General features: G+C 44.0%; 23 protein-coding genes and 3 pseudogenes. 20 read left to right on the top strand and 6 right to left on the bottom strand.

All coding sequences use genetic code 11. The annotated features are described in order from the left end of the window. Window positions 1-427 precede the first annotated feature (427 nt). The 8 genes from VZ94_RS25900 to VZ94_RS09590 all read left to right on the top strand — a co-directional run bounded on the left by VZ94_RS25900 (window position 428) and on the right by VZ94_RS09590 (window position 7,463). Window positions 428-586, top strand: coding sequence for a hypothetical protein (locus VZ94_RS25900; RefSeq protein WP_157844895.1), 159 nt, complete (start codon window positions 428-430; stop codon window positions 584-586). Between the two features lie 307 nt (window positions 587-893). Next, entirely contained in the window at window positions 894-2,303 is a 1,410-nt protein-coding gene (locus tag VZ94_RS28665; protein ID WP_239649805.1) for a SulP family inorganic anion transporter, read from the top strand. Next, window positions 2,281-3,276 (top strand): universal stress protein, encoded by a 996-nt coding sequence (locus VZ94_RS28660; RefSeq protein WP_239649804.1) that lies wholly within the window; start codon window positions 2,281-2,283, stop codon window positions 3,274-3,276. Before VZ94_RS28665 ends, VZ94_RS28660 begins: the two co-directional genes overlap by 23 nt. Window positions 3,277-3,374: 98 nt before the next feature. After that, window positions 3,375-3,542, top strand: coding sequence for a hypothetical protein (locus VZ94_RS26950; protein ID WP_204369097.1), 168 nt, complete (start codon window positions 3,375-3,377; stop codon window positions 3,540-3,542). Window positions 3,543-3,638: 96 nt separating this feature from the next. Then, window positions 3,639-4,295 (top strand): response regulator, encoded by a 657-nt coding sequence (locus tag VZ94_RS09600; protein ID WP_045779062.1) that lies wholly within the window; start codon window positions 3,639-3,641, stop codon window positions 4,293-4,295. A gap of 295 nt (window positions 4,296-4,590) precedes the next feature. Then, window positions 4,591-5,163 (top strand): hypothetical protein, encoded by a 573-nt coding sequence (locus tag VZ94_RS09595; RefSeq protein ID WP_045779061.1) that lies wholly within the window; start codon window positions 4,591-4,593, stop codon window positions 5,161-5,163. Next, window positions 5,141-6,262 carry a PAS domain-containing protein gene (locus VZ94_RS22725; RefSeq protein ID WP_052700395.1) on the top strand — a complete coding sequence of 374 codons (1,122 nt, stop codon included), beginning with the start codon at window positions 5,141-5,143 and terminating at the stop codon, window positions 6,260-6,262. Before VZ94_RS09595 ends, VZ94_RS22725 begins: the two co-directional genes overlap by 23 nt. Window positions 6,263-6,278: 16 nt before the next feature. Then, entirely contained in the window at window positions 6,279-7,463 is a 1,185-nt protein-coding gene (locus VZ94_RS09590; RefSeq protein ID WP_052700394.1) for a putative bifunctional diguanylate cyclase/phosphodiesterase, read from the top strand. 72 nt (window positions 7,464-7,535) lie between these two features. On the opposite strand, the gene VZ94_RS26410 is transcribed toward VZ94_RS09590, so the two are convergent. From VZ94_RS26410 to VZ94_RS09580, 3 genes are all read right to left on the bottom strand, one after another. Continuing rightward, window positions 7,536-7,700 carry a type II toxin-antitoxin system RelE/ParE family toxin gene (locus VZ94_RS26410; protein ID WP_192828619.1) on the bottom strand — a complete coding sequence of 55 codons (165 nt, stop codon included), beginning with the start codon at window positions 7,698-7,700 and terminating at the stop codon, window positions 7,536-7,538. A 3-nt stretch (window positions 7,701-7,703) separates the two neighbouring features. Beyond that, window positions 7,704-7,964 carry a type II toxin-antitoxin system ParD family antitoxin gene (locus tag VZ94_RS09585; RefSeq protein WP_045779060.1) on the bottom strand — a complete coding sequence of 87 codons (261 nt, stop codon included), beginning with the start codon at window positions 7,962-7,964 and terminating at the stop codon, window positions 7,704-7,706. Between the two features lie 248 nt (window positions 7,965-8,212). Next, on the bottom strand, window positions 8,213-8,500 hold the full coding sequence (locus tag VZ94_RS09580) for a zinc-ribbon domain-containing protein (RefSeq protein ID WP_045779064.1): 288 nt from the start codon (window positions 8,498-8,500) through the stop codon (window positions 8,213-8,215). Window positions 8,501-8,686: 186 nt separating this feature from the next. On the opposite strand from VZ94_RS09580, the gene rpsP reads away from it, so the two are divergent. The 4 genes and pseudogenes from rpsP to rplS all read left to right on the top strand — a co-directional run bounded on the left by rpsP (window position 8,687) and on the right by rplS (window position 10,543). Further along, window positions 8,687-8,938 carry a 30S ribosomal protein S16 gene (gene rpsP / locus VZ94_RS09575; protein ID WP_045779059.1) on the top strand — a complete coding sequence of 84 codons (252 nt, stop codon included), beginning with the start codon at window positions 8,687-8,689 and terminating at the stop codon, window positions 8,936-8,938. 2 nt (window positions 8,939-8,940) lie between these two features. Next, a complete protein-coding gene (gene rimM, locus VZ94_RS09570; protein WP_045779058.1) occupies window positions 8,941-9,447 on the top strand; it encodes a ribosome maturation factor RimM in 507 nt (168 codons plus the stop codon). 2 nt (window positions 9,448-9,449) lie between these two features. Next, a pseudogene (gene trmD, locus VZ94_RS09565) lies at window positions 9,450-10,197 on the top strand (tRNA (guanosine(37)-N1)-methyltransferase TrmD). A gap of 3 nt (window positions 10,198-10,200) precedes the next feature. Next, window positions 10,201-10,543, top strand: a pseudogene (gene rplS / locus VZ94_RS09560) (50S ribosomal protein L19). Between the two features lie 45 nt (window positions 10,544-10,588). Here rplS and VZ94_RS09555 read toward each other — a convergent pair. Further along, entirely contained in the window at window positions 10,589-12,208 is a 1,620-nt protein-coding gene (locus VZ94_RS09555; RefSeq protein ID WP_045779057.1) for an OFA family MFS transporter, read from the bottom strand. Window positions 12,209-12,221: 13 nt separating this feature from the next. Next, the gene (gene mutM, locus VZ94_RS09550; protein ID WP_045779056.1) at window positions 12,222-13,037 is read right to left on the bottom strand and encodes a bifunctional DNA-formamidopyrimidine glycosylase/DNA-(apurinic or apyrimidinic site) lyase; all 816 of its coding nucleotides are present in this window, start codon (window positions 13,035-13,037) and stop codon (window positions 12,222-12,224) included. A gap of 341 nt (window positions 13,038-13,378) precedes the next feature. Here mutM and VZ94_RS09545 point away from each other — a divergent pair, with 341 nt between their 5' ends. Further along, complete coding sequence (locus VZ94_RS09545; RefSeq protein WP_045779055.1) at window positions 13,379-14,440, top strand: D-alanyl-D-alanine carboxypeptidase family protein; 1,062 nt, start codon at window positions 13,379-13,381, stop codon at window positions 14,438-14,440. Here the strand turns inward: VZ94_RS09545 and VZ94_RS09540 are convergent. Further along, window positions 14,437-14,931 carry a hypothetical protein gene (locus VZ94_RS09540; RefSeq protein ID WP_045779054.1) on the bottom strand — a complete coding sequence of 165 codons (495 nt, stop codon included), beginning with the start codon at window positions 14,929-14,931 and terminating at the stop codon, window positions 14,437-14,439. The genes VZ94_RS09545 and VZ94_RS09540 overlap by 4 nt on opposite strands. A 666-nt stretch (window positions 14,932-15,597) precedes the next feature. On the opposite strand from VZ94_RS09540, the gene VZ94_RS28655 reads away from it, so the two are divergent. The 7 genes and pseudogenes from VZ94_RS28655 (at window position 15,598) to VZ94_RS09515 (ending at window position 19,638) form a co-directional block, all read left to right on the top strand. Beyond that, the gene (locus VZ94_RS28655) at window positions 15,598-15,918 is read left to right on the top strand and encodes an MlaA family lipoprotein (RefSeq protein WP_239649803.1); all 321 of its coding nucleotides are present in this window, start codon (window positions 15,598-15,600) and stop codon (window positions 15,916-15,918) included. Next, the gene (locus VZ94_RS09535) at window positions 15,857-16,450 is read left to right on the top strand and encodes an MlaA family lipoprotein (RefSeq protein ID WP_239649802.1); all 594 of its coding nucleotides are present in this window, start codon (window positions 15,857-15,859) and stop codon (window positions 16,448-16,450) included. The genes VZ94_RS28655 and VZ94_RS09535 overlap by 62 nt, the downstream gene beginning before the upstream one ends. Before the next feature lie 80 nt (window positions 16,451-16,530). Next, a complete protein-coding gene (locus VZ94_RS31930) occupies window positions 16,531-17,208 on the top strand; it encodes a hypothetical protein (protein WP_338040333.1) in 678 nt (225 codons plus the stop codon). After that, window positions 17,180-17,428 carry a hypothetical protein gene (locus VZ94_RS31925; protein WP_338040332.1) on the top strand — a complete coding sequence of 83 codons (249 nt, stop codon included), beginning with the start codon at window positions 17,180-17,182 and terminating at the stop codon, window positions 17,426-17,428. Before VZ94_RS31930 ends, VZ94_RS31925 begins: the two co-directional genes overlap by 29 nt. Next, on the top strand, window positions 17,376-18,119 hold the full coding sequence (locus VZ94_RS31920) for a hypothetical protein (RefSeq protein WP_338040331.1): 744 nt from the start codon (window positions 17,376-17,378) through the stop codon (window positions 18,117-18,119). The genes VZ94_RS31925 and VZ94_RS31920 overlap by 53 nt, the downstream gene beginning before the upstream one ends. Beyond that, window positions 18,116-18,844: pseudogene (locus tag VZ94_RS09525) on the top strand (phosphoadenylyl-sulfate reductase). The gene VZ94_RS31920 and the pseudogene VZ94_RS09525 overlap by 4 nt, the downstream one beginning before the upstream one ends. A 224-nt stretch (window positions 18,845-19,068) precedes the next feature. Continuing rightward, window positions 19,069-19,638: a PEP-CTERM sorting domain-containing protein gene (locus VZ94_RS09515; RefSeq protein ID WP_045779052.1), complete on the top strand. Its 570-nt coding sequence runs from the start codon at window positions 19,069-19,071 to the stop codon at window positions 19,636-19,638. Window positions 19,639-19,714: the final 76 nt, after the last annotated feature.

The raw sequence follows: 19,714 nt of genomic DNA, 5'->3' as shown, positions 1-19,714 counted from the left end.
TGAAGAACGCCGTAAATACATCCCTGTAGGCTTGGCGGCAGCATCCCTGCTGCCGACACCTCAAGCCACAAGGACGTGGCGAATGCAGAAAACGCAGGGAGCAGTTTTCTGCCACTCTAAACAACCTGTCCCGGCTTGGTATTGTCCCGTTTTAAGTTGGTAGCTCTTATTCTTAAGCAATTTATTCCCTCATGCACCGGTAAGCGTAACACCTTTAGGCTCGCTTTATAGCTTCTTTTCGCTGGCGCTTCTGCTTGGGCGAGTGCCGACGAGTCCGTATTGTCTCCGCTATTTTTGCCAAGATGGATAAAGCCTTTTCGTCATCTGCAATGTAAGGTATTTGAAAGTTTCGAGTAATCTTCAAGCAAGGTTTTTGCAAGCTTTGATAGCTAAGCTTGCGCATAAAAATAAAGCGGGAGACTTACTCATGAAACGAACCATCTTCATACCCATTGATTTTTCCGAAGCATCGCTGCACTTGATAGAGCATGCGTTATTGTCTGTGGCTGATGATGAGGCGGAAATAGTATTGACTCACTGTTTCTTCTTAACCGATTCAATTGTCGAGTTGCTTTTTTTTGAATAAAGACGAGCTATTTCAATCGCTTAAAAGCGCTCAATTTAATACCGATTTCAGAAAGCTACGCAAAAAATACTCGCAAGTTCAGGTCGAATTTAGGTGGGAAATTTTTACCGGACTTAATCTAGTGGCCTTCAATAACTTCATTGTAGCAATCAGATTACTGAGGCCGTGATACCGCAGCCGTATTTTCAGTTAACTCGTGCGACCAGAAATTTCGATCCCACCCCTTATGTGCGCCGCAGTCGATTACCCGTCACTGTTGTTACGCATCCTGCCTATCTCATGGCTTAACACGGTTACAGGTAACTTTATGAGCACCCTAGAAAAATCAGCATCCTATGGCACTAAGCCAAAAAATCTCTCGCGGCAACATACGTTCTCTCAAATATGGCAGCGTTTAATTTTGTTTAATACCTTACTTGATAGTCGGTTTGAGGATTTAAAGAAGGAAACCTGGATAAAAACAACTTATCGCGATATGAGCGCCGGTCTAATCGTAGCATTGACGGCGATTCCTATGGCAATGGGGTTTGCCATGGCGATGGGCCTGAGACCTGAGCAAGGGATTATTGCCGGTGCTTTAGCCTGTGTTATCGGTCGTACTTGGGGCGGTTCAAAATACCAAGTCTATGGGCCGACAGCGGCGTTTATTCCCATTATTGGTGGTTTGATTGCCAAATACGGCGAAGCCAGTGGTGGAACGTTAGCTGAAGCACACGGTTTTTTAGTGTTTGTGTCCATTATCGCAGGCATTATCTTGATGTTAATGGGGGTGTTCGGCTTGGGTAAATATGCTAAATGGGTACCCAATTCCATTATTGTTGGTTTTACTGTCGGCATAGCGGTGGCTATTGCTTTAAGTAATTTTGAATCGATTTTAGGTATTGAAAGCTATCAGGATTTACTGGGTGAAGATGAAGAAATCAAAGGCGGGATATTACATAATTTGGCAGTCGCGTTGGGTAATTTCGATAAAATCAACGGATGGTCGGTTGTGCTGGGACTCGGTACGTTTCTTGTGACCAAGCTGTTATTGCGAATTTCTATTTTTATCCCGGCACCATTGTTGTCAATCGCGCTGAGTACGGTGTTGGCCGCTACGGTATGGAATGATAAACACGTCATTTTGGTAAAAGACATTTACGGCTCGATTCCTAATAATTTCTTTGTGTTTACCCCGCCGGTACTGCCTGTAATGACATCGGGTGTTGTGCTTGATGTTGTTTATTTTGTCTTCGGCATCGTCTTCGTTTCTGCCGTCGAAAGCGTGTTGTGCTCGTCAATGGCTGATCGCATGGCCAATAATCGGGGTACGCCATTTAATCCTGATAAGGAATTTTGGGGACAAGGTTTAGTGCAAGTTTTTACCCCGATGTTAAACGGTTTTCCTTGTACGGGAGCCTTAGCGCGAACAGCAACCAGTATAAAAGCTGGCGCGGTTACGCCTTTAGCCGGTTATTTCAAAGCATTTTTTAAACTGTCATTGGCGTATTACATTGCCCACTATCTGGAAATGGTGCCTATGGCTTGTATCGGCGGTATTTTGTTGTGGGTAGCTTCTAATATGATTAAGGTGTCTGAAATCAAGGAAGTGATTAACCACAACCGCTTTCATGCTGTGTTAATGGTTTTTACGGCAGTGATGGTGCCGGCAACCGATTTTCTTACGGGTGTGTTGTCCGCTTTAATAATTTTCTTTGTGGCGCGGCGCTTTTTTTGATAAACCGTATGAAGATAGTCAGTCTGTAAGTTCGGCCAGCAGCATAACGCTTAAGCAATCCGATAAAGTGTCTACGTCAGGTCAGTTTAACCGGGTATTGATACCTTTGGCATTGGATGAGCACGATGGTTATTTGTTGAGTTACGCAGCACAACTGGCTAAATCCGGTATTATTAGCCATCCGCACTTTGTTTTTGTTGAAACGACACAAACACACAACCACTTACACGCAGGGGTTGAGTTTGATAAGCGTATGGCAAAGTGGACAAAGCAAGCGGGTGATGCATTAGTCGATGCTACTTACCAAGCTGTAAAAGCGCAGAGTCGACTCGATGCTTTGGTCGGCTATGTACTCAAAAATAAGATTGACCTGGTTTTATTAGGTCACCGTGATCATGCCAACGCTCATCATTCTCTGGCACAACGCCTTGCGATGCTTTGTGGTTGTTCAGTTTGGATGGTGCCAGAAAATTCTCCTAGCCAAATTCAGCGCATTATTGCCCCTATTGATTTTTCGCAGGCATCCGCCGACAGTTTAACGCAGGCGGCAGCCATTGCCGCTCAATATGGTGTGCCTGAGGTTTTAGCACTTCATATCTATGCCGATGAGTCGGTCATTCGTTATGAGGAGCACGAACGGATTAAACGGGGTGAAGAGGCCTCTCGGTTTGCACAGATTATGGCTAGCGTTGATAGTCATGGTGTTTTGATTAAACCGCTGTTTACAGAGAGCATTCAAGTGGCTCAGGAAATTTTAAGAGAGGCTGAAAATTATCAAGCCGATCTTATCGTTATCAACACCCGTGGTCACAGCAAAGCCGCTTGTATTTTATTGGGTAGCATGACGTCTGCGGTCATGTCCCATGCTGCCATTCCAGTATTGGTAATCAAACATTACGGTACGCATTTGTCGTTATGGCAGACGTTATTATCTGGGCAGTTTTTGCGCAGTGGAGAGGCGAAAGCGAGTTAGGGGAAGGTGATAACGATTTTTGAATGAACTAACGCGATTTGAGAATATGAATATTAAGCTAAACTTCCTATCGGATTTAAACCAGCAATAGGAACGCAATGAAAACACTAACCAAAGACATGCAAGCAGCTATTACCCCGGAAATGGCGTTGAATTTATTAAAAGAGGGTAATAAACGCTCATTTCGGAAGGGGTTGCCCGAATCCAGACTCATGGACGGTATTCGTCAAGCACATTTCTGTGTTCTGGATTTCGCTAATCCCTGATGATATGACGGCCTGGATACAAACTAAGGTTCTCAAATTGGGTGGGTATATGATTGTTGTAAGTATTACATTTAGAAACCTAATTTAAAGAGGTCTATGAACATCCTGTTAATCGAAGATGACCCTGTGCTTGTTGATGGTTTACATTATTCGCTGAGTAAGTCAGGCTTTGATGTAACCCCGGCAACTACTGGCCATTATGCGGAAGCGCTCATGTTTGCCAAGGATTTCGATTTGGTAATTTTGGATTTGGGGTTGCCGGATATGGATGGTTATCAGTTTCTGTCAAAATTGAGGTTACGAAAGAATCCAGTTCCCGTGTTGATTCTCACCGCTAAGGATGCGCTTAGTGATAAGGTTGCGTGTCTTAAAAAAGGTGCAGATGATTACATGGTCAAGCCTTTCGATCTTAATGAGTTGGAAAATCGTATTTATGCCTTAATTCGCCGCAGCTACGGTAATTTCAGCAAAGATATCGTGTGTGGCAGATTAACGCTCGATACTCGTGAACATCGCGTGTCTGTTGACGGTTGCACCTTGATATTATTTCCAAAAGAATACGCGTTACTTGAATTTTTTATATTGAATCGCGGGAAAGTCATAAGTAAAGACAAAATAGCTCAACGTTTATTTAGTGATGATGAGATTAGCGATAACACCATTGAAGTGAGTGTTCATCGGCTTCGTAAACGGTTAAGTCCTTATGATGTCAATATCGTAACCTTGAGAGGTCTAGGTTATATGATAGCCTGACTGCAAACGCTGCATTAGAGTCATGTCGCTCAAAGATACCGCCGTACAAAACGGCGGTTTTTTTTGCGCATCCAATACGTCGGTTTTGGCAAGCATGAGCAGCTCTTTGTAAGTGTTACTAATAAGTGTTGTAATCTGTCTTATTTATTTAAATGCCATATTTTATTTAATAAATACGTTAAAGAGCAGGGGCTAAACGTCCAATTGAATTAACAATAAGTCCTTGGTAATTATAGGGATTTAAGGCGACAATATCGGTTCATCGCTTTGATTTGTTGTATTAATTGAGTTGGTAATGTTTGAAAATTTTTCTGCTAATAGTTTAGGTAACAGTTTTATACCTCATGGCTTTTGTATTAACTGGACCCCGGAACTGCTATCGACTTATGTGTTAAGTGATGGTTTAATTTTTTTCTCTTATTTCGCTATTTCTAGTGGCTTAATCTATTTTTTGCGTCGGCGTCCTCGTTCTGAATTAACGCCAATTATGTGGTTATTTGCGGCGTTTATCTTAGCCTGCGGGATGACACATTTGTCGGGTTTACTAACGATTTGGCGGCCTTATTATTTCATCGATGCGTTAATAAAATTGTTGACGGCGATGATTTCAGTCACAACCGTGGTGTATCTATGGCCGCAATTGCCGAACTTATTAAAGTTGCCTAACCCCGATGAGCTAATACGGCTAAACCAACAATTATCCGATGAAATTGAACAGCGTACAGCCGCACAAGCATTACTCAGTGTTAGCGAGCAACGCTGGAAATTTGCGTTAGAAAGCGGGGGTGACGGTGTTTGGGATTGGGATTTAGAGACTGGCAAAAGTGCATTTATCGCCGCGCTGCATGGAGATACTCGGATTTGGTGATGTCGAGCGGCAAAATGATTACAGAGATTGGGAAAATACCGTACACCCTGATGATCTTAAGCGGTTATTGGCGGAAATGCAGGCGCACATCCGAGGTGAGAGTGAGCGGTTTAGCAACGAACATCGGGTATTAATGCACGGTAAAGAATGGCGCTGGATTTTGACTAATGGTTTAGTTGTCGCTCGTAGCGCAGAAGGTAAAGCGTTGCGCATGATTGGCACGCAAACCGATATTACAGAACGCAAAAATATCCATTGGCTTGAAATTACTAAAATTGTTCATGGCTCTTCTGAAGCGATGTTGCTGGTTGCAGAGAATGGGGTAATCCGATTAGCGAATACACTAGCGGAAAAAATATTTGGTTATGCGCCTGAAACATTGCCGGGATTAAATGTCGAGCAATTGGTGCCATTGCCAGCACGAGCCAAACACGCAGCGTTACGAAAAGGCTTTGTCTCAGAAAATCGAGCCAGACCAATGTCGGCTGAACGTTCGCTATTTGCTATGCGCGCTGATGGTAGCGAGTTTCCAGTTGAAATCAGTCTCACGCCGATAGAGATTGATAATCAATTTTGGGTTATTACCTCGGTGCAAGATATTACTGAGCGAAATCGTTTAAATCACGAAATGCATTTAATGGCTATGGTCTATCAAGCTATTGGCGAAGCTGTGATGGTTGCGGATGCGCGCAATATCATTGTTGCTGTTAATGAAGCCTTCACCCGGTTAACCGGTTATAGTCAAGAAGAGGCGATTGGGCAAACGACTAATTTGTTGAAATCTGGCAAACATGGACCGGATTTTTACCAAGGGCTTTGGCATGCGTTGGCACAAACCGGTCATTGGCAAGGTGAGATTTGGAATCGGCGTAAAAGTGGTGAGATTTATCATGAATGGTTAGTGATTAATACCATTTACGGCAGCCAAGGTGAAGTTGAGCGTCGAGTGGCGATGTTCTCCGAAATTACCGAGCGTAAACAAATTGAGCAAGCAATTTGGCGTCAAGCCAATTTTGACCCATTAACTAATTTAGCGAATCGGCGCATGTTTCATGAGCGCTTGGGTCAAGAGATAAAAAAAAGCCCGACGCGAGCATAGTTCGCTTGCGGTCATATTGCTGGACCTTGATCACTTTAAAGAGGTTAACGATACCTTAGGTCATGGTATGGGGGATCGATTATTACGCGACGCGGCAAGTAGAATTAGTAGTTGTGTGCGTGAAGCAGACACTGTGGCGCGTCTAGGCGGCGACGAGTTCACGGTGATTTTGTCTAGCCTCGATAACGAGCATGATGTTAACCGCGTCGCTGAGTGCATTTTACATAATCTGGCTAAACCTTTTGCATTAGAGGGTGAGTTTGCTTATATATCGGTCAGTATTGGTATAAGTTTTTATCCTAGCGATGCTTCGACAGTCGAGCAGTTAGTAAAAAATGCAGATCAAGCCATGTATTTCGCTAAACAGCAGGGGCGTAATTGCTATCGCTTTTTTACCTACGACATGGAGTTATCGGCACAAAACCGGCTACAGTTGGCTAACGATTTATACTTGGCATTAAGTAAAAACCAATTTCAAGTGCATTACCAGCCTATTGTCGATTTGCGAAATGGCACTGTGCGCAAAGCAGAGGCATTAATTCGCTGGCTGCACCCAGAGCGTGGCATAGTCGAGCCAAATGAATTTATCCCTATTGCCGAAGAGGTTGGCTTAATCGTTGAGATTGGCGACTGGGTATTTGGCACTGTCGTTGAACAGATTCAGCTTTGGCAACAAACGCTTGCTAAAGACTTTTGTATTAGCGTTAATAAATCGCCAGCGCAGATTAATGGTAAGCGGCACAAAGGTCAGGATTGGTTATTGCATTTGACCGAATGTGGCATGGCTGGCGATTGTTTAATGGTAGAAGTCACCGAAGACTTGCTAATGGATACCAGTAGCGAGGTTAGAGAGCGGTTGCTGGCCTACCGTAATGCCGGTATTCAGGTGGCCATTGATGATTTTGGTACGGGCTATTCATCATTACCGTATTTGCAGCAATGTGGTATTAGCTTTCTCAAAATTGACCAATCATTTGTTAGCCGTTTAAGCGATAATTCCTCGGAACAGGTGCTGTGTGAAGCGATTATTGTTATGGCACATAAGCTCGGCATGACCGTGATTGCTGAAGGTATTGAGACAGAGCAGCAACTAGCTTTGTTAGTGGCAGCAAACTGCGACTTCGGCCAAGGCTATTATTTTGCTAAGCCAATGAGCGCGGATGCTTTGCAAGCGTTTGTCCGCGAGCTAAGTCCAGTTTAGCCAGCCGTAAGTGTGATTAAAATTAATCGCTTAATCGCTCCCACGCTCTGCGTGGGAGCGTAGCTAGGACGCTCAGCGTCCCATTTCGCACCGCCAGAGCGGTTGCAAAGCATTCCCACGCAGAGCGTGGGAACGATGAAAAAAGCGGTCGGCGTTGATGGGATTGTCTTGGGCGATGTACCACCAAACCTCATCTAAATCCTGTTCGGCGGCAGGGCGTATGATCAGGCGCGGCATCTCTTAGGCTGTGGGTTGTTGCGCGGCCAGCCGTATCCGGCCCCGCGCCTTGATGGCTTCCATATCTAGTGGCACACTCTCGCCGCTGTCGATCCCTTCCTGAATGTCCCGTCGTAAGGATTCGCGCCGTAGTGCGTCCAACTGGTCGTGTGCTTCCAGCAGTCGCAACGCTTCGCGCATGACTTCGCTGGCCGAATTATACAGGCCGCTTTCCACTTTGGTTTTCACCAAGCTTTCGAGATGTGGGGTTAAAGAAATGTTCATTGTCGTAGCTCCTTAGTTTTTTGTTGATGATAACAAAATATTGACAAAGGTTGTTATTGGAGTTTGAAGTCCAGCCAGTAGTGAGCAATAACCAACAGGCATTGCGCCGTATGTAGAGAGGCAGGTATACGGCTACGAACTCAGTGGCATTCTGCATTAGCGCTAGTCACGACGAGTTGGCTGCATTTTTGGAATGCAAGGCTTGCTTTGCTAGTGGGTATTCTCTAGGTATTCGTGCTGCCCTATGCTCACAACACAATAGCAATCAGCCAAAACACAAAAACAAATATCACAAAAATGACAAACCAGCCTTGTTTATCTATCCCCGCTTTAACTGCCTGCCATTCTTCGTTGAATGCTGCTTTTTTATTAGCCGCGTTGATAATACGTTGATAACGTCCGCGTAAGCTGTGTTTTTCTTCATCCGAGACAATTTCTTCAATCGCTTCGATAATTTTTGAATAAAAACTGCCGCATTCAGGGCAGCGTATATCATTATTGGGGTTCTCGTAACCGCAAGAAGGACATTTTTTCATAGCATTAGCCTTGTGCTTAGTTTTTGAGTACTTAATCATAAAGCTGGACGAAGTTAAAGCAAATAGTCGCTTATAAACAATAATGAAATCCTTGTTAAACAAAATGCCTGCAATTAACCCTTCACAAATCAATAAATTCGCGTAGAATAGGTGGATTAAAACCGCTTTAATTTTTGAGGAAAATTCATGGTATCCATCCGTCTTTCAAGAGGCGGCGCAAAGAATCGCCCCTTTTATCATGTTGTAGTCACTGATAGCCGTAACGCTCGCGATGGCCGTTACATCGAACGCGTAGGTTTTTTTAACCCGCTTGCGCGCGGTAAAGAAGAACGTTTACGTTTAGACAATGAACGTATCGATTATTGGCGTTCTAATGGCGCACAGCCTTCTGACCGCGTAGCAAAATTGATTAAAGACGCGTTAAAAGCTGCTGCCTAGGCGTGCTTGAGCAAAAACTAATCAAATTAGGACACATTTCAGGTGTTTTCGGTATTAAAGGCTGGGTAAAAGTTTTTTCTTATACCGAGGTTAAAGAAAACATCTTAAATTATTCGCCGTGGTTATTACAAAAAGGTCATGAATGTAAGACCTTTGAATTAATCGACGGCGCGGTGCAGGGTAAAGCTATTGTTGCTAAATTGCGCGACGTTAATGATAGAGATCAAGCCTTTGCGTTAATAGGGTTTGATATTTTTATCACGTCCGAGCAATTACCTAAGGCAGCGACTGGCGAATATTATTGGTCTGAGTTAGTCGGGCTAAATGTACAAACCGTCACCGGCGTAGCGTTAGGCGTAGTCGATTTTATTATGCAAACCGGCGCTAATGATGTGTTAATCGTGCAAGGCGATAAAGAGCGAGCTATTCCGTTTTTGCAACCGCAAGTTATTGTCTCTGTAGATGTCGCAGGTGGTTTTATCGTTGTCGATTGGGACCCTGATTTTTAGCTATGCGCTTTGATGTGGTCACGTTATTCCCCGAGATGGTGTTAGGGGCTGCCCATTATGGCGTGACCGGTAAGGCTATAGAAAAAAATATCGTCAGTTTGGTCACTTGGAATCCAAGAGATTATGCGACCGATAAGCATAAAACCGTAGACGATAAGTCTTATGGCGGCGGGCCTGGTATGGTAATGAAATGTATGCCGTTGCACCAAGCCGTTAGCGACGCTAAACAGTATTCAGCCCAATCGCGTCGTGTGGTTTTTTTAAGCCCGCAAGGACGACCGATTAAGCAAGCGTTGCTGGCTGATGCATGTTGTTATGAGCAGTTAATTCTTATCGCAGGGCGTTATGAAGGCGTCGATCAGCGCTTTATTGACTTAGATTGCGATGAAGAATGGTCGGTAGGCGATTATGTGTTAAGTGGTGGCGAATTAGCGGCATTAACGGTAATTGACGCGATTACCCGGCTATTGCCAGGCGTTTTAGGCGATGCAGACTCGGCAAAGCAAGACTCTCATGCGCATGGTTTATTGGATTTTCCGCATTACACAAGGCCTGAGTGTTTTAATGGATTGACCGTACCGGCTGTGTTATTAAGCGGTAATCATGCAGACATTCAGCGTTGGCGCACTAAGCAAGCTTTAGGCAATACGTGGTTAAAAACGTCCTGATTTATTAGCAACACGCGCATTAACACAAGAAGAACAGCATTTGCTAAACGAATTTATATTGGAATCTGAACTTAAGAGGTAAACAATGAGTAACATTATTGAGCAAATTGAAGCGCAACAGCTTAAGGAAATCCCTGAATTTAACTCAGGTGATACTGTTGTTGTTAACGTAAAAGTAAAAGAAGGCGATAGAGAAAGAATCCAGGCTTTTGAAGGCGTTTGTTATCGCAAAACGTAATCGCGGGTTAAATTCTGCGTTTACTGTTAGAAAAATCTCTCACGGTACTGGCGTAGAGCGTGTTTTTCAAACACATAGCCCTATGATTAGTGAAATTATTGTTAAACGTCGTGGTGATGTACGCCGTGCTAAATTGTATTATTTGCGCGACTTAACCGGTAAAGCCGCACGTATTAAAGAAAAGCTGTAAGCGCTTTGGGTTAAGCTCCCAAACGCGGTTTGGGAGCGCTGACGCCTAGTTAGCAAAGAACTTACTGACGCTTAACACGGTGTTATAAATCCCAAAACCCAGTGGAATAAGTACCATTCCCCACGCCAATACCAGCTTTATTAAATGACCTGATTGCAGAGTTGTCGTCTCTGTAAAAACAGGCTTAGAGCTAGTCGCAGATGTTTCTTGTTCTGCATCATCTTCATCCATAAACCATTTTTCATCAACTGGCTTAATTAGTAAGTTTAATATAAAGCCTATCACCAACATTCCGGCTAAAACCAACATGGTTTGGTTATAGACTTGTTCGCGTGGCAACCCCAAACCCAGTTGATATTCACGCATATAATTGACGATAACAGGCCCTAAAATGCCTGCCGTTGCCCAGGCGGTTAGCAAACGGCCATGAATCGCACCGACCATTTGCGTACCAAATAAGTCGGCTAAATACGCTGGCACAGTCGCAAAGCCACCGCCGTACATGCTTAAAATAATGCATAACGCGCCGACAAACAGCAGTTTATTGCCCGCTAATGCACTGCCTGGCACGCTGATAAACAATAAACAACCCAAGACAAAAAAGAGCGCAAACGTCAGCTTTCTGCCCAGCTTGTCGGAAAAACTCGCCCAAAGAAAACGCCCGCCAATGTTAAATAAACTCAGTAAAGCCGTAAACCCCGCAGCAATAATCGCAATCGCGGCCAGTTCCGTTTTATCTAATTGAACATAGGTTTTGTTTATACCTATTAATTGGCCGCCAAACACTTCTTGTAACATAGGCGATGACATGCCTAACACGCCTATGCCGGCGCTGACGTTCATGCATAGTACCCCCCAAAGCAACCAAAATTGTTTGATTTTAAAAACATCTTTGACATGCACATTACGATGCGTGACCATGCGTTTGCTTTGATGTGCTTCTGGTTTAACCCAGTTTTTCGGCTGCCAGCCTTCTGGCGGTACGCGATAGCTTAGCGCTCCGGTCAGCATAAATACAAAATAAATCAGTGCCATAACAATAAATGTGGGCACAACACCGACATCATCCGCGCTAGCAAATTGCTTCATCAATAGGGTAGCTAAAGGTGAGCCTATCATGGCACCGCCGCCAAATCCCATAATCGCCATGCCCGTCGCCATGCCGCGTCTGTCAGGAAACCATTTGATTAATGTTGATACTGGCGAGATATAACCTAGACCTAAACCAATACCGCCAATTACGCCTGAGCCTAATAACATCAACCAAAACTGGTGCAAATAAACACCTAGCGCTGAGATTAACATGCCACCACACCAGCATAAGGTGCTTACAACCCCAGCTTTTCTAGGGCCTGCATCTTCTAACCAACCACCCCATAACGCCGCTGATGAGCCTAAAAATACGAAAAATAACGTGTATACCCAACCTAATGTGGCAATTTTCCAATCGCAGTGCGTGATAACCAATTCCTGAACAAAACTAGTGCCTACTGGACACGCGATACTTTCCTTAATGCCTAACGCTTTTGATAGCGGCAGCCAAAAAACTGAGAAGCCATAAGCCATGCCTATGCATAAATGAATCATCAAAGCCGCAGGTGGAACCTGCCAGCGGTTATAATCAGAGTGCGCGATAGAGTGTTGTTTATCTAATAAACCTAGCATAACGAGTTAACGGTTAATGTTGACAATGAGGACAAAAAACGGTGCTGCGATTGGATAAGCGAATTTCGACAAGAGCCACGCCACAATGCACACAGGCCAAGCCCGCTCGACCATAGACTTGCAATTCTTGTTTAAAATAACCCGGCTTCCCAGCTTCATTAACGAAATTGCGTAGCGTAGTACCGCCTTGCTTAATGGCATTAAGCAAGATGACGCGAATCGCTTCCGCTAGTGCTTGGTATTCGGTTAAAGAAAGTTCGCCGATAAGACGGGTTGGCAAAATACCCGCTGAAAACAACGCCTCGTTGGCATAAATATTACCGACGCCGACGACAACGTGGCTATCCATAATAAAGGTTTTTACCGGTGTTTTACGCTTACGCGACAAATCATACAACAATTTCCCACTGAAGCTGTCGGATAAAGGCTCTGGGCCTAAATCTTTTAATAGCGCGTGCTCGGAAACTTGAGCATCAGTCCACAGTACTGCGCCAAACCGTCTAGGGTCATTCAATCGCAGCACCGAATTATCGCCAAAAATAAAATCCACATGGTCATGTGCACCGGCATCTGGTGCAGAAGTTAGCACACGCAAACTTCCTGACATACCTAAGTGCATAACAATCGTGCCGGTATCAACCGTCATCAGTAAATATTTGGCACGCCGCGACACTTGATGAATGCGCTGGCCGGTGATGATTTCGGCTAAATTTGCCGGCACCGGCCATCTCAGTCTGGGTTGACGTACAATCAATGCTTTTATGGTTTGACCTTGCACATACGGCGCAATGCCTCGGCAAGTGGTTTCAACTTCGGGTAATTCGGGCATAACGGCGTGTTTTAAAAGTTAAATTTGGCTTTTACGGCTCACTGTAGGGTACGCTACGCGTACCTTTTTATTGATTTATTACGATTTTTTTAATGGTACGCACAGCGCAGCCTACTCAAAAAAACCGAAAACTTTGAACGTTCACAGCTTATGTTTGCTAGGAAAATCAATTAGGAAAAAAGCGCCGTATTCTCTATCGCGCTCCAGGCAAAAATACCGAATTTAATATTACTCGGTAAAAACGGATGTTAAAATGCACCATCATCTACCGGCTCCAAAAAATAATACAGAGATTTTCTGTATTATAAATTCTTTAAGTTTTCGACGTTCCCAGATTTGACATGGTTAAATTAATAAAACATATTGCACTCGCTTTCACTACTCTTGTGATTCTGTTCAGCGCTGGCGTAAGCTATGCCGGTCATGCTGAAATTTTAATCGATGCGGAATCGGGATTAATCATCCATGAAGAAGATGCGAATCACTCTTGGTATCCAGCATCGTTAACGAAAGTGATGACCTTATATATGGCATTTACTGCGTTAAGCCAAGGTCAAATTGGCTTACAAGATCGTATGCCGGTATCACATCATGCTGCTAAACAGCCCACTAGCAAGTTAGGGTTAAGAACAGGTGAATCTATTACGGTGGAAGAGGCTATCTTAGCAATTATCACGCGTTCGGCTAATGATGCGACGGTTGTGTTAGCAGAACATATTGGCGGTAACGAAGAAAACTTTGCGGCCCGCATGACTGCTAAAGCGCATACATTAGGTATGTATGATTCTCACTTTATGAATGCCACTGGTTTGCCTCATCAATGGCAAGTGACTACTGCACGGGATTTAGGCTTATTAGCTTGGCGAATACGGCGTGACTTTCCCAATTTTTATTCTTATTTTGCTGCACATAGCTTTTATTTCAAAGGGCGAGAGTTAACCGGTATCAATAAATTCACTGCAACGTTTCCAGGTGCAGAAGGCATGAAAACCGGCTTTACCTGTGGTTCCGGCTATAACCTTATGTCATCAGCGCAGCAAAATGGTAGACGTTTAATCGGTGTGGTACTTGGAGGCATGAGCAGCAGTCAGCGTTACCAATTAATGACGGACATGATGAACAGAGGCTTTCAAAATCTGTTTACTCAATATAGTACAAAGAATATTACCACTATCCCTGGCAAGTTTGTCGGCTCAGCACCTTATCAGTTAGGCTGCGGCAAAGGCGCAACCAATGCACAGCAAGCCGCTGTTGCTTCAACTAAACATCACAGTTATCACAGGCCCGCTCAGAGTAAAACACGCTCCAAACACCTTGTTAGTCGGGCTAAGCCATCCAAGATCACAAAATCCAAAGTGGTAAGCCGACAAAAAGCCAGCAAAACGCGTTATCACCGAGGTTAGCGGGCATAATGTGTCGTCAGTATTCTATGCACCATTGCCAACGTCACTAACACCGGGTAAAGCAAATACTGCTGCATTAAAAATACGCTGCCTAACACGCACGCCATGACAAACCACGACTGTAACCACCAGTTCGCCATGATTTTTTGTAATTGTCTTAATGTTAATACATCCAGTGGCCCAGGCTTTGTATTAACAATAAACTCGGTAAATACGGTAACAAAAACAAAATACAATGGAAAAAAGAAAAACATAGGCGCATCGTGTGGATGAAACGGGCGCCAAAAGGCGTACCAGATGATAAGCGCAAAAGCAAAAAATAAATCCTGTGCCCAATGATGACCTGCTTTAGCCCAATAACGCCAGGCTATACATAGCAGTGACAGCGCTATACCCGTATAAGCAATGCTTAATCTCACGGTATCTGTAACGGCAAAAGGATGTTGTTCGTAAAAGCCTAATGCTAAACCCGTCAATATAAAAATTATCATAGTCCGTTTATCCGTTAATTAAAAAAGCACTCTACATGCATTAAGGTGTTATCCACCTGAATTTAGCGATGTCAAGATTTATGCACAATGATTGATAGCGTTTATCGAGTAAAACAATATGACATAAGACCGGGCAATTATCCCGGCAACTATTCATAACCTATTGATTTAAAATAAAGTTATCGATGACCAAAAATTAGTCAAGTTAACAAATTCATAACAATATCCATATCTTAGTAGCGTTATCCAAACATTATCCACAAAGTTATCCACAGGTAATGTGGAAAAGTCAGGCAAGACCACAGAATAAAATCTGGCTACACACTTATGACGGGACAGGGTGTTTAGAACGACAGAAGATTGCTCCCGGCGTTTTTCTGAATTCACCACATCCTTGTGGCTTCAGGTGTAGGTAGCAGGGATGCTGCCGCCAAGCCTACAGGGACGTATTTACGGAGTCCTCGGCAACTGCTCCTGCGTTGCCCTACTACACGCCATCCCTGGCGTTATGCGTTCTTAATGACTTGTCCCGTCTTAAATTGGTAACCATAAAATCTCCTTTTTTGTTTTAACAGAGAATAATACTGCGAAATTAGCCCAAGGATAGTGCTAAAATTAGCATCCTTTGATTTTAACTGGGCGCTTTAGGCTTAACAGGACTTGAGTATGACAACAACAGTGACCATTTCGACACTTTCAACAACGGGTTTATTACTGGCAACAGCACTGTTAAGCGGTTGCGCATCCGGCCCAGCCAATGATCCTTGGCAAAGTTTAAATCAAAACACGCAACATTTTAACGATAGAGTGGACCGAAATATTACAAAACCGATTGCTAAAGGTTATCGATGGCTTACTAATGATGCTATAGACACGGGTATTAGCAATTTTTTTAGTAATATGAATGACATAGGTGTCACTATTAATGATTTTCTGCAAGCAAAAATTCAGTCAAGGCGGCATGGATGCAAGTCGTTTAGTTGTTAATTCTACGCTAGGTGTTGCAGGTTTTGTCGATGTTGCACAACACATGAGTTTACCGAAACATCAAGAAGACTTTGGTCAAACCTTAGGCTATTGGGGCGTACCATCCGGGCCTTATTTAGTGCTGCCCTTTTTCGGACCTAGTTCACCGCGCGATGCGGTTGGAATAGTCGGTGATGCTTTTTTACATCCATTAACCTATGTCTCTATGTTTGGCGGTACAGCTGCTAATGCCGCATCGGCGGGTGCTACAGCGATTGATATTGTCGATAGGCGCGCAGATTTAACGACAACGGAAAAAATATTCAATGAAGCGACTTCAGATTCAGAGCGCTATGAATTCCTGAAAAATACTTATCAGCAAAAGCGCGAATCACTGGTTCACGACGGTAAAATCACAGATGACTTAGACGACGATTACGACTCGGTTGAACCGACATCATCAACGTCTAATCCAGGTTCAGCAAACGCACCTACAACATCTGACCCTGCTAAAAGGCATCTGCTTGAATTAACAGCACCGGCAGATAAATAACAACCGAATACCAGCGTTCGGATTCTATCGTTGCGCATTTACTTATAATTTTACAACTACAACAAGGCTCCACCCAGGCCATGACTCAGCTTAATACCATTTTAGCCAAGCTTAGCGAACAAGGCTTGCAATCACTTTTATGCGGCGGGTTAAAAGGCATAGAAAAAGAAAGTCTACGCTTAAATCAACAAGGGCTTATCGCGCAAACCCAACATCCCATCGGATTAGGCTCTGCGCTTACCCATCCCTTTATTACTACGGATTATTCTGAAGCGTTAATCGAACTTATTACGCCACCGTTTGCCGAGACCACGACAAGTTTGGCGTATCTTGCAAAGATTCATCAATTTGTTTATCAGCATTTAAACGATGAATTTTTATTGGCATCGAGTATGCCTTGCGGCATAGACGGTGATGACAGTATCCGTATCGCCGAATACGGTAATTCAAATATTGGCCGCATGAAACATATTTACCGTCACGGCTTAGCACACCGTTATGGCAAAACCATGCAAGTGATAGCAGGCATTCACTTCAATTACTCCGTGCCTGAAGCATTATGGCCAGAGCTGCAAAAACTGACCAGCAGCCCATTAACTTTAGCAGACTTTACTGCGAGCACCTATTTTGGCTTAGTCAGAAATTTTCAACGCATTGGTTGGCTGATATTGTATTTATTCGGCGCGTCTCCCGCCTTATGTAAAAGTTTTTTTCAAAGACCGACCCGAATTGCTCAACCAATTCCAAGCCTTCGATAACGACACGCTTTACCATCCTTATGCCACCTCGTTGCGCATGAGTGATATTGGTTATAAGAGTAAGAACCAAGCGAATTTAAAGATAAATTACAACTCGTTATTAGGGTATGTGGATAGTTTATGTAAAGCGATTTCCACGCCTTTTCCTGACTATGAAGCAATAGGTATTGTTGACAACGGCGTTTTACAAACAATTAAACGCGAATATCTTACAAATTGAAAACGAGTTTTATAACATCATTAGACCTAAGCAAATTGCTGAATCCTGTGAGCGTCCAACCGTAGCCTTAAGACGGCGAGGCGTGCGCTATATTGAGATTCGCTCGTTGGATTTAGATATTAGCAACCCGATAGGTATAAGCGCAGAGACGGCGTATTTTATTGAAATTTTGTTATTAAGTTGCTTACTGTCTGAAAGCCCGCCGTTTAGCGATGATGAGCATGTTATTCTGAATGCCAACCAACTTAAAGTGGCTCATGAAGGCCGTAAACCGGGTTTGCTGCTACAACAAGCTCAACACGCTATTCCGCTACAAGACTGGGCTTTTGCCATTCTTACTAACTTACAGCCATTAGCCCAGTGTTTAGACGCCAATAATCCTGAACAACCGTATAGCCAAGCCTTACACAAGCAAATTAAACGCGTAGAAAATCCAGACCTAACGCCTTCCGCAAATCTTCTAGCCAACATGACACAAACAGGCCAAAGTTTTGCCGAGTATGCGGAATCTGTTTCTAAGCAATATGGCGAAACATTTAAACACACTGCGTTAGCTCCTGAACATCAAACGGAATTCAATGAATTAGCCGAGCAATCGCTAGCCAAACAACGCGCCTTAGAAAATCAAGCGCAACAGCCGTTTGATGAATTCTTGCGCCGTTATTTTTCCCAAACTTGTCACTCACTATGAACGAATTTGACATTGAAGCTTTGCAAACCGAGCTACAGCAAAAAAGCCCGCGTATTATTCTAAAAAAAGCCTTGGCGCTATTCGACAATATTGCCATTTCCTTTAGCGGTGCTGAAGATGTTGTACTAATCGACATGGCATTAACCATGAAAAAAGACATTCGAGTCTTTTGCTTGGATACCGGACGTTTTACATCCTGAAACCTATCGTTTTATCGAAAAAAGTCCGTAATCATTATCAAATTAACATAGATATTCTAACCCCTGATTATCGTGAGCTTGAGGCTTTTGTTAGCGCAAAAGGCTTATTCAGCTTTTACCAAGATGGGCATCATGAATGTTGTCAGCTGCGCAAAGTACAACCGCTAGCGCGAAAGCTGGGACAATTAGATGCCTGGATTACTGGACAACGTAAAGACCAAAGCGTCGATACTCGAAACCATATACCCGAAGTGCAATTAGACGCGACATTTTTCCACGGAAAACCATCGATTAATTAAGTTTAATCCGTTACTGAATTGGCGCTCAGAGCAAGTATGGGATTATATCAATGCCTACAAAGTCCCCTACAATGAATTGCATGAACATGGTTACATCAGCATTGGCTGCGAGCCTTGCACTAAGCCGGTATTACCTAATCAACATGAGCGCGCCGGTCGCTGGTGGTGGGAAGATGAAACAAAAAAAGAATGCGGCTTGCACGCGAGTAATTTGAATAATGCGTAGTCAAGTAGGGTGATTCGTAAGAAAATTCTGGCTCATGCCGAGTCTGTGGCGCAAGGCAATTTCCAGCGAGTACCGGTGTTTGTTCTGATTTCTACTAACCATCTGGACCGGCAAGAATTAGCTGCGCTACCGTTTCAATTCCTAATGTTCGTTTCACCTGACGTTGACGCTTGGTACTTGGATCAAAGCGGCAGGCTTGCCCGCTATCCTTAACCGGCGAACAGATGGAAATCTTGTCGCCGCAATTGATCCCGCTGCATGTGTTTAAACGTGTCGCACATGTGGCTCTACTCGGTAGGCGGGCGACACTGGCTATCCTGCCAGGCAACGAGCGGCTAGAATATTTCGACGGGCAAGCTTTCCTGCCTATGCCTGAGCGGGACGTTTCCAATCCTGGCTTGGAATCGGAAAAGCGCGCCGAACTGTGGCGGCAATGGCGCGAGACCACGTTGGATCCAGCACAGATGGAACAGCAACGTGCATCGTTGCTCGAAACCGCCCGTGCCCAAGACACGTTAATCCCTAGCGCCGCTTTTATCGTAGTGGAAAACACCGCCCAATCAAAAATCCTCGAACGCAAAGAGGCTGAGTCCCTGGCAAACCGCGACGCGCTGGCGTTCGATGAGAAAAAAAGCCCGGAGCCATCGGCCTGGTTCATGTTTGCGTTGGTGCTTGGGCTGATTTTATGGTCACGGCGGCGTAAGCATTCACGGTCCGCCCTCACCCGAGATATATACTCTGAACGGTCAAGTTTTTCGGTTTTTTTGAGTAGGGTACGCTGTGCGTACCATTAAAAAATCGTAATAAAATCAATAAAAAGGTACGCGTAGCTACCCTACAGCGAGCTGTAATAACCGAACTTAACCGTTT

The organism is Methylocucumis oryzae (assembly GCF_000963695.1).
GTDB lineage: Bacteria > Pseudomonadota > Gammaproteobacteria > Methylococcales > Methylomonadaceae > Methylovulum > Methylovulum oryzae.
This window is presented reverse-complemented; position numbering and strand designations above follow the sequence as displayed.

Excerpts from the sequence above, each read along its gene's own strand:
- VZ94_RS25900 (WP_157844895.1), top strand. The coding sequence starts at position 428 with ATGAAACGAACCATCTTCATACCCATTGATTTTTCCGAAGCATCGCTG.
- VZ94_RS28665 (WP_239649805.1), top strand. The coding sequence starts at position 894 with ATGAGCACCCTAGAAAAATCAGCATCCTATGGCACTAAGCCAAAAAAT.
- VZ94_RS26950 (WP_204369097.1), top strand. The coding sequence starts at position 3,375 with ATGAAAACACTAACCAAAGACATGCAAGCAGCTATTACCCCGGAAATG.
- VZ94_RS09600 (WP_045779062.1), top strand. The coding sequence starts at position 3,639 with ATGAACATCCTGTTAATCGAAGATGACCCTGTGCTTGTTGATGGTTTA.
- VZ94_RS09595 (WP_045779061.1), top strand. The coding sequence starts at position 4,591 with ATGTTTGAAAATTTTTCTGCTAATAGTTTAGGTAACAGTTTTATACCT.
- VZ94_RS22725 (WP_052700395.1), top strand. The coding sequence starts at position 5,141 with ATGGAGATACTCGGATTTGGTGATGTCGAGCGGCAAAATGATTACAGA.
- VZ94_RS26410 (WP_192828619.1), bottom strand. The coding sequence starts at position 7,700 with ATGCCGCGCCTGATCATACGCCCTGCCGCCGAACAGGATTTAGATGAG.
- VZ94_RS09585 (WP_045779060.1), bottom strand. The coding sequence starts at position 7,964 with ATGAACATTTCTTTAACCCCACATCTCGAAAGCTTGGTGAAAACCAAA.
- VZ94_RS09580 (WP_045779064.1), bottom strand. The coding sequence starts at position 8,500 with ATGAAAAAATGTCCTTCTTGCGGTTACGAGAACCCCAATAATGATATA.
- rpsP (WP_045779059.1), top strand. The coding sequence starts at position 8,687 with ATGGTATCCATCCGTCTTTCAAGAGGCGGCGCAAAGAATCGCCCCTTT.
- VZ94_RS09555 (WP_045779057.1), bottom strand. The coding sequence starts at position 12,208 with ATGCTAGGTTTATTAGATAAACAACACTCTATCGCGCACTCTGATTAT.
- mutM (WP_045779056.1), bottom strand. The coding sequence starts at position 13,037 with ATGCCCGAATTACCCGAAGTTGAAACCACTTGCCGAGGCATTGCGCCG.
- VZ94_RS09545 (WP_045779055.1), top strand. The coding sequence starts at position 13,379 with ATGGTTAAATTAATAAAACATATTGCACTCGCTTTCACTACTCTTGTG.
- VZ94_RS09540 (WP_045779054.1), bottom strand. The coding sequence starts at position 14,931 with ATGATAATTTTTATATTGACGGGTTTAGCATTAGGCTTTTACGAACAA.
- VZ94_RS28655 (WP_239649803.1), top strand. The coding sequence starts at position 15,598 with ATGACAACAACAGTGACCATTTCGACACTTTCAACAACGGGTTTATTA.
- VZ94_RS09535 (WP_239649802.1), top strand. The coding sequence starts at position 15,857 with ATGATTTTCTGCAAGCAAAAATTCAGTCAAGGCGGCATGGATGCAAGT.
- VZ94_RS31930 (WP_338040333.1), top strand. The coding sequence starts at position 16,531 with ATGACTCAGCTTAATACCATTTTAGCCAAGCTTAGCGAACAAGGCTTG.
- VZ94_RS09515 (WP_045779052.1), top strand. The coding sequence starts at position 19,069 with ATGGAAATCTTGTCGCCGCAATTGATCCCGCTGCATGTGTTTAAACGT.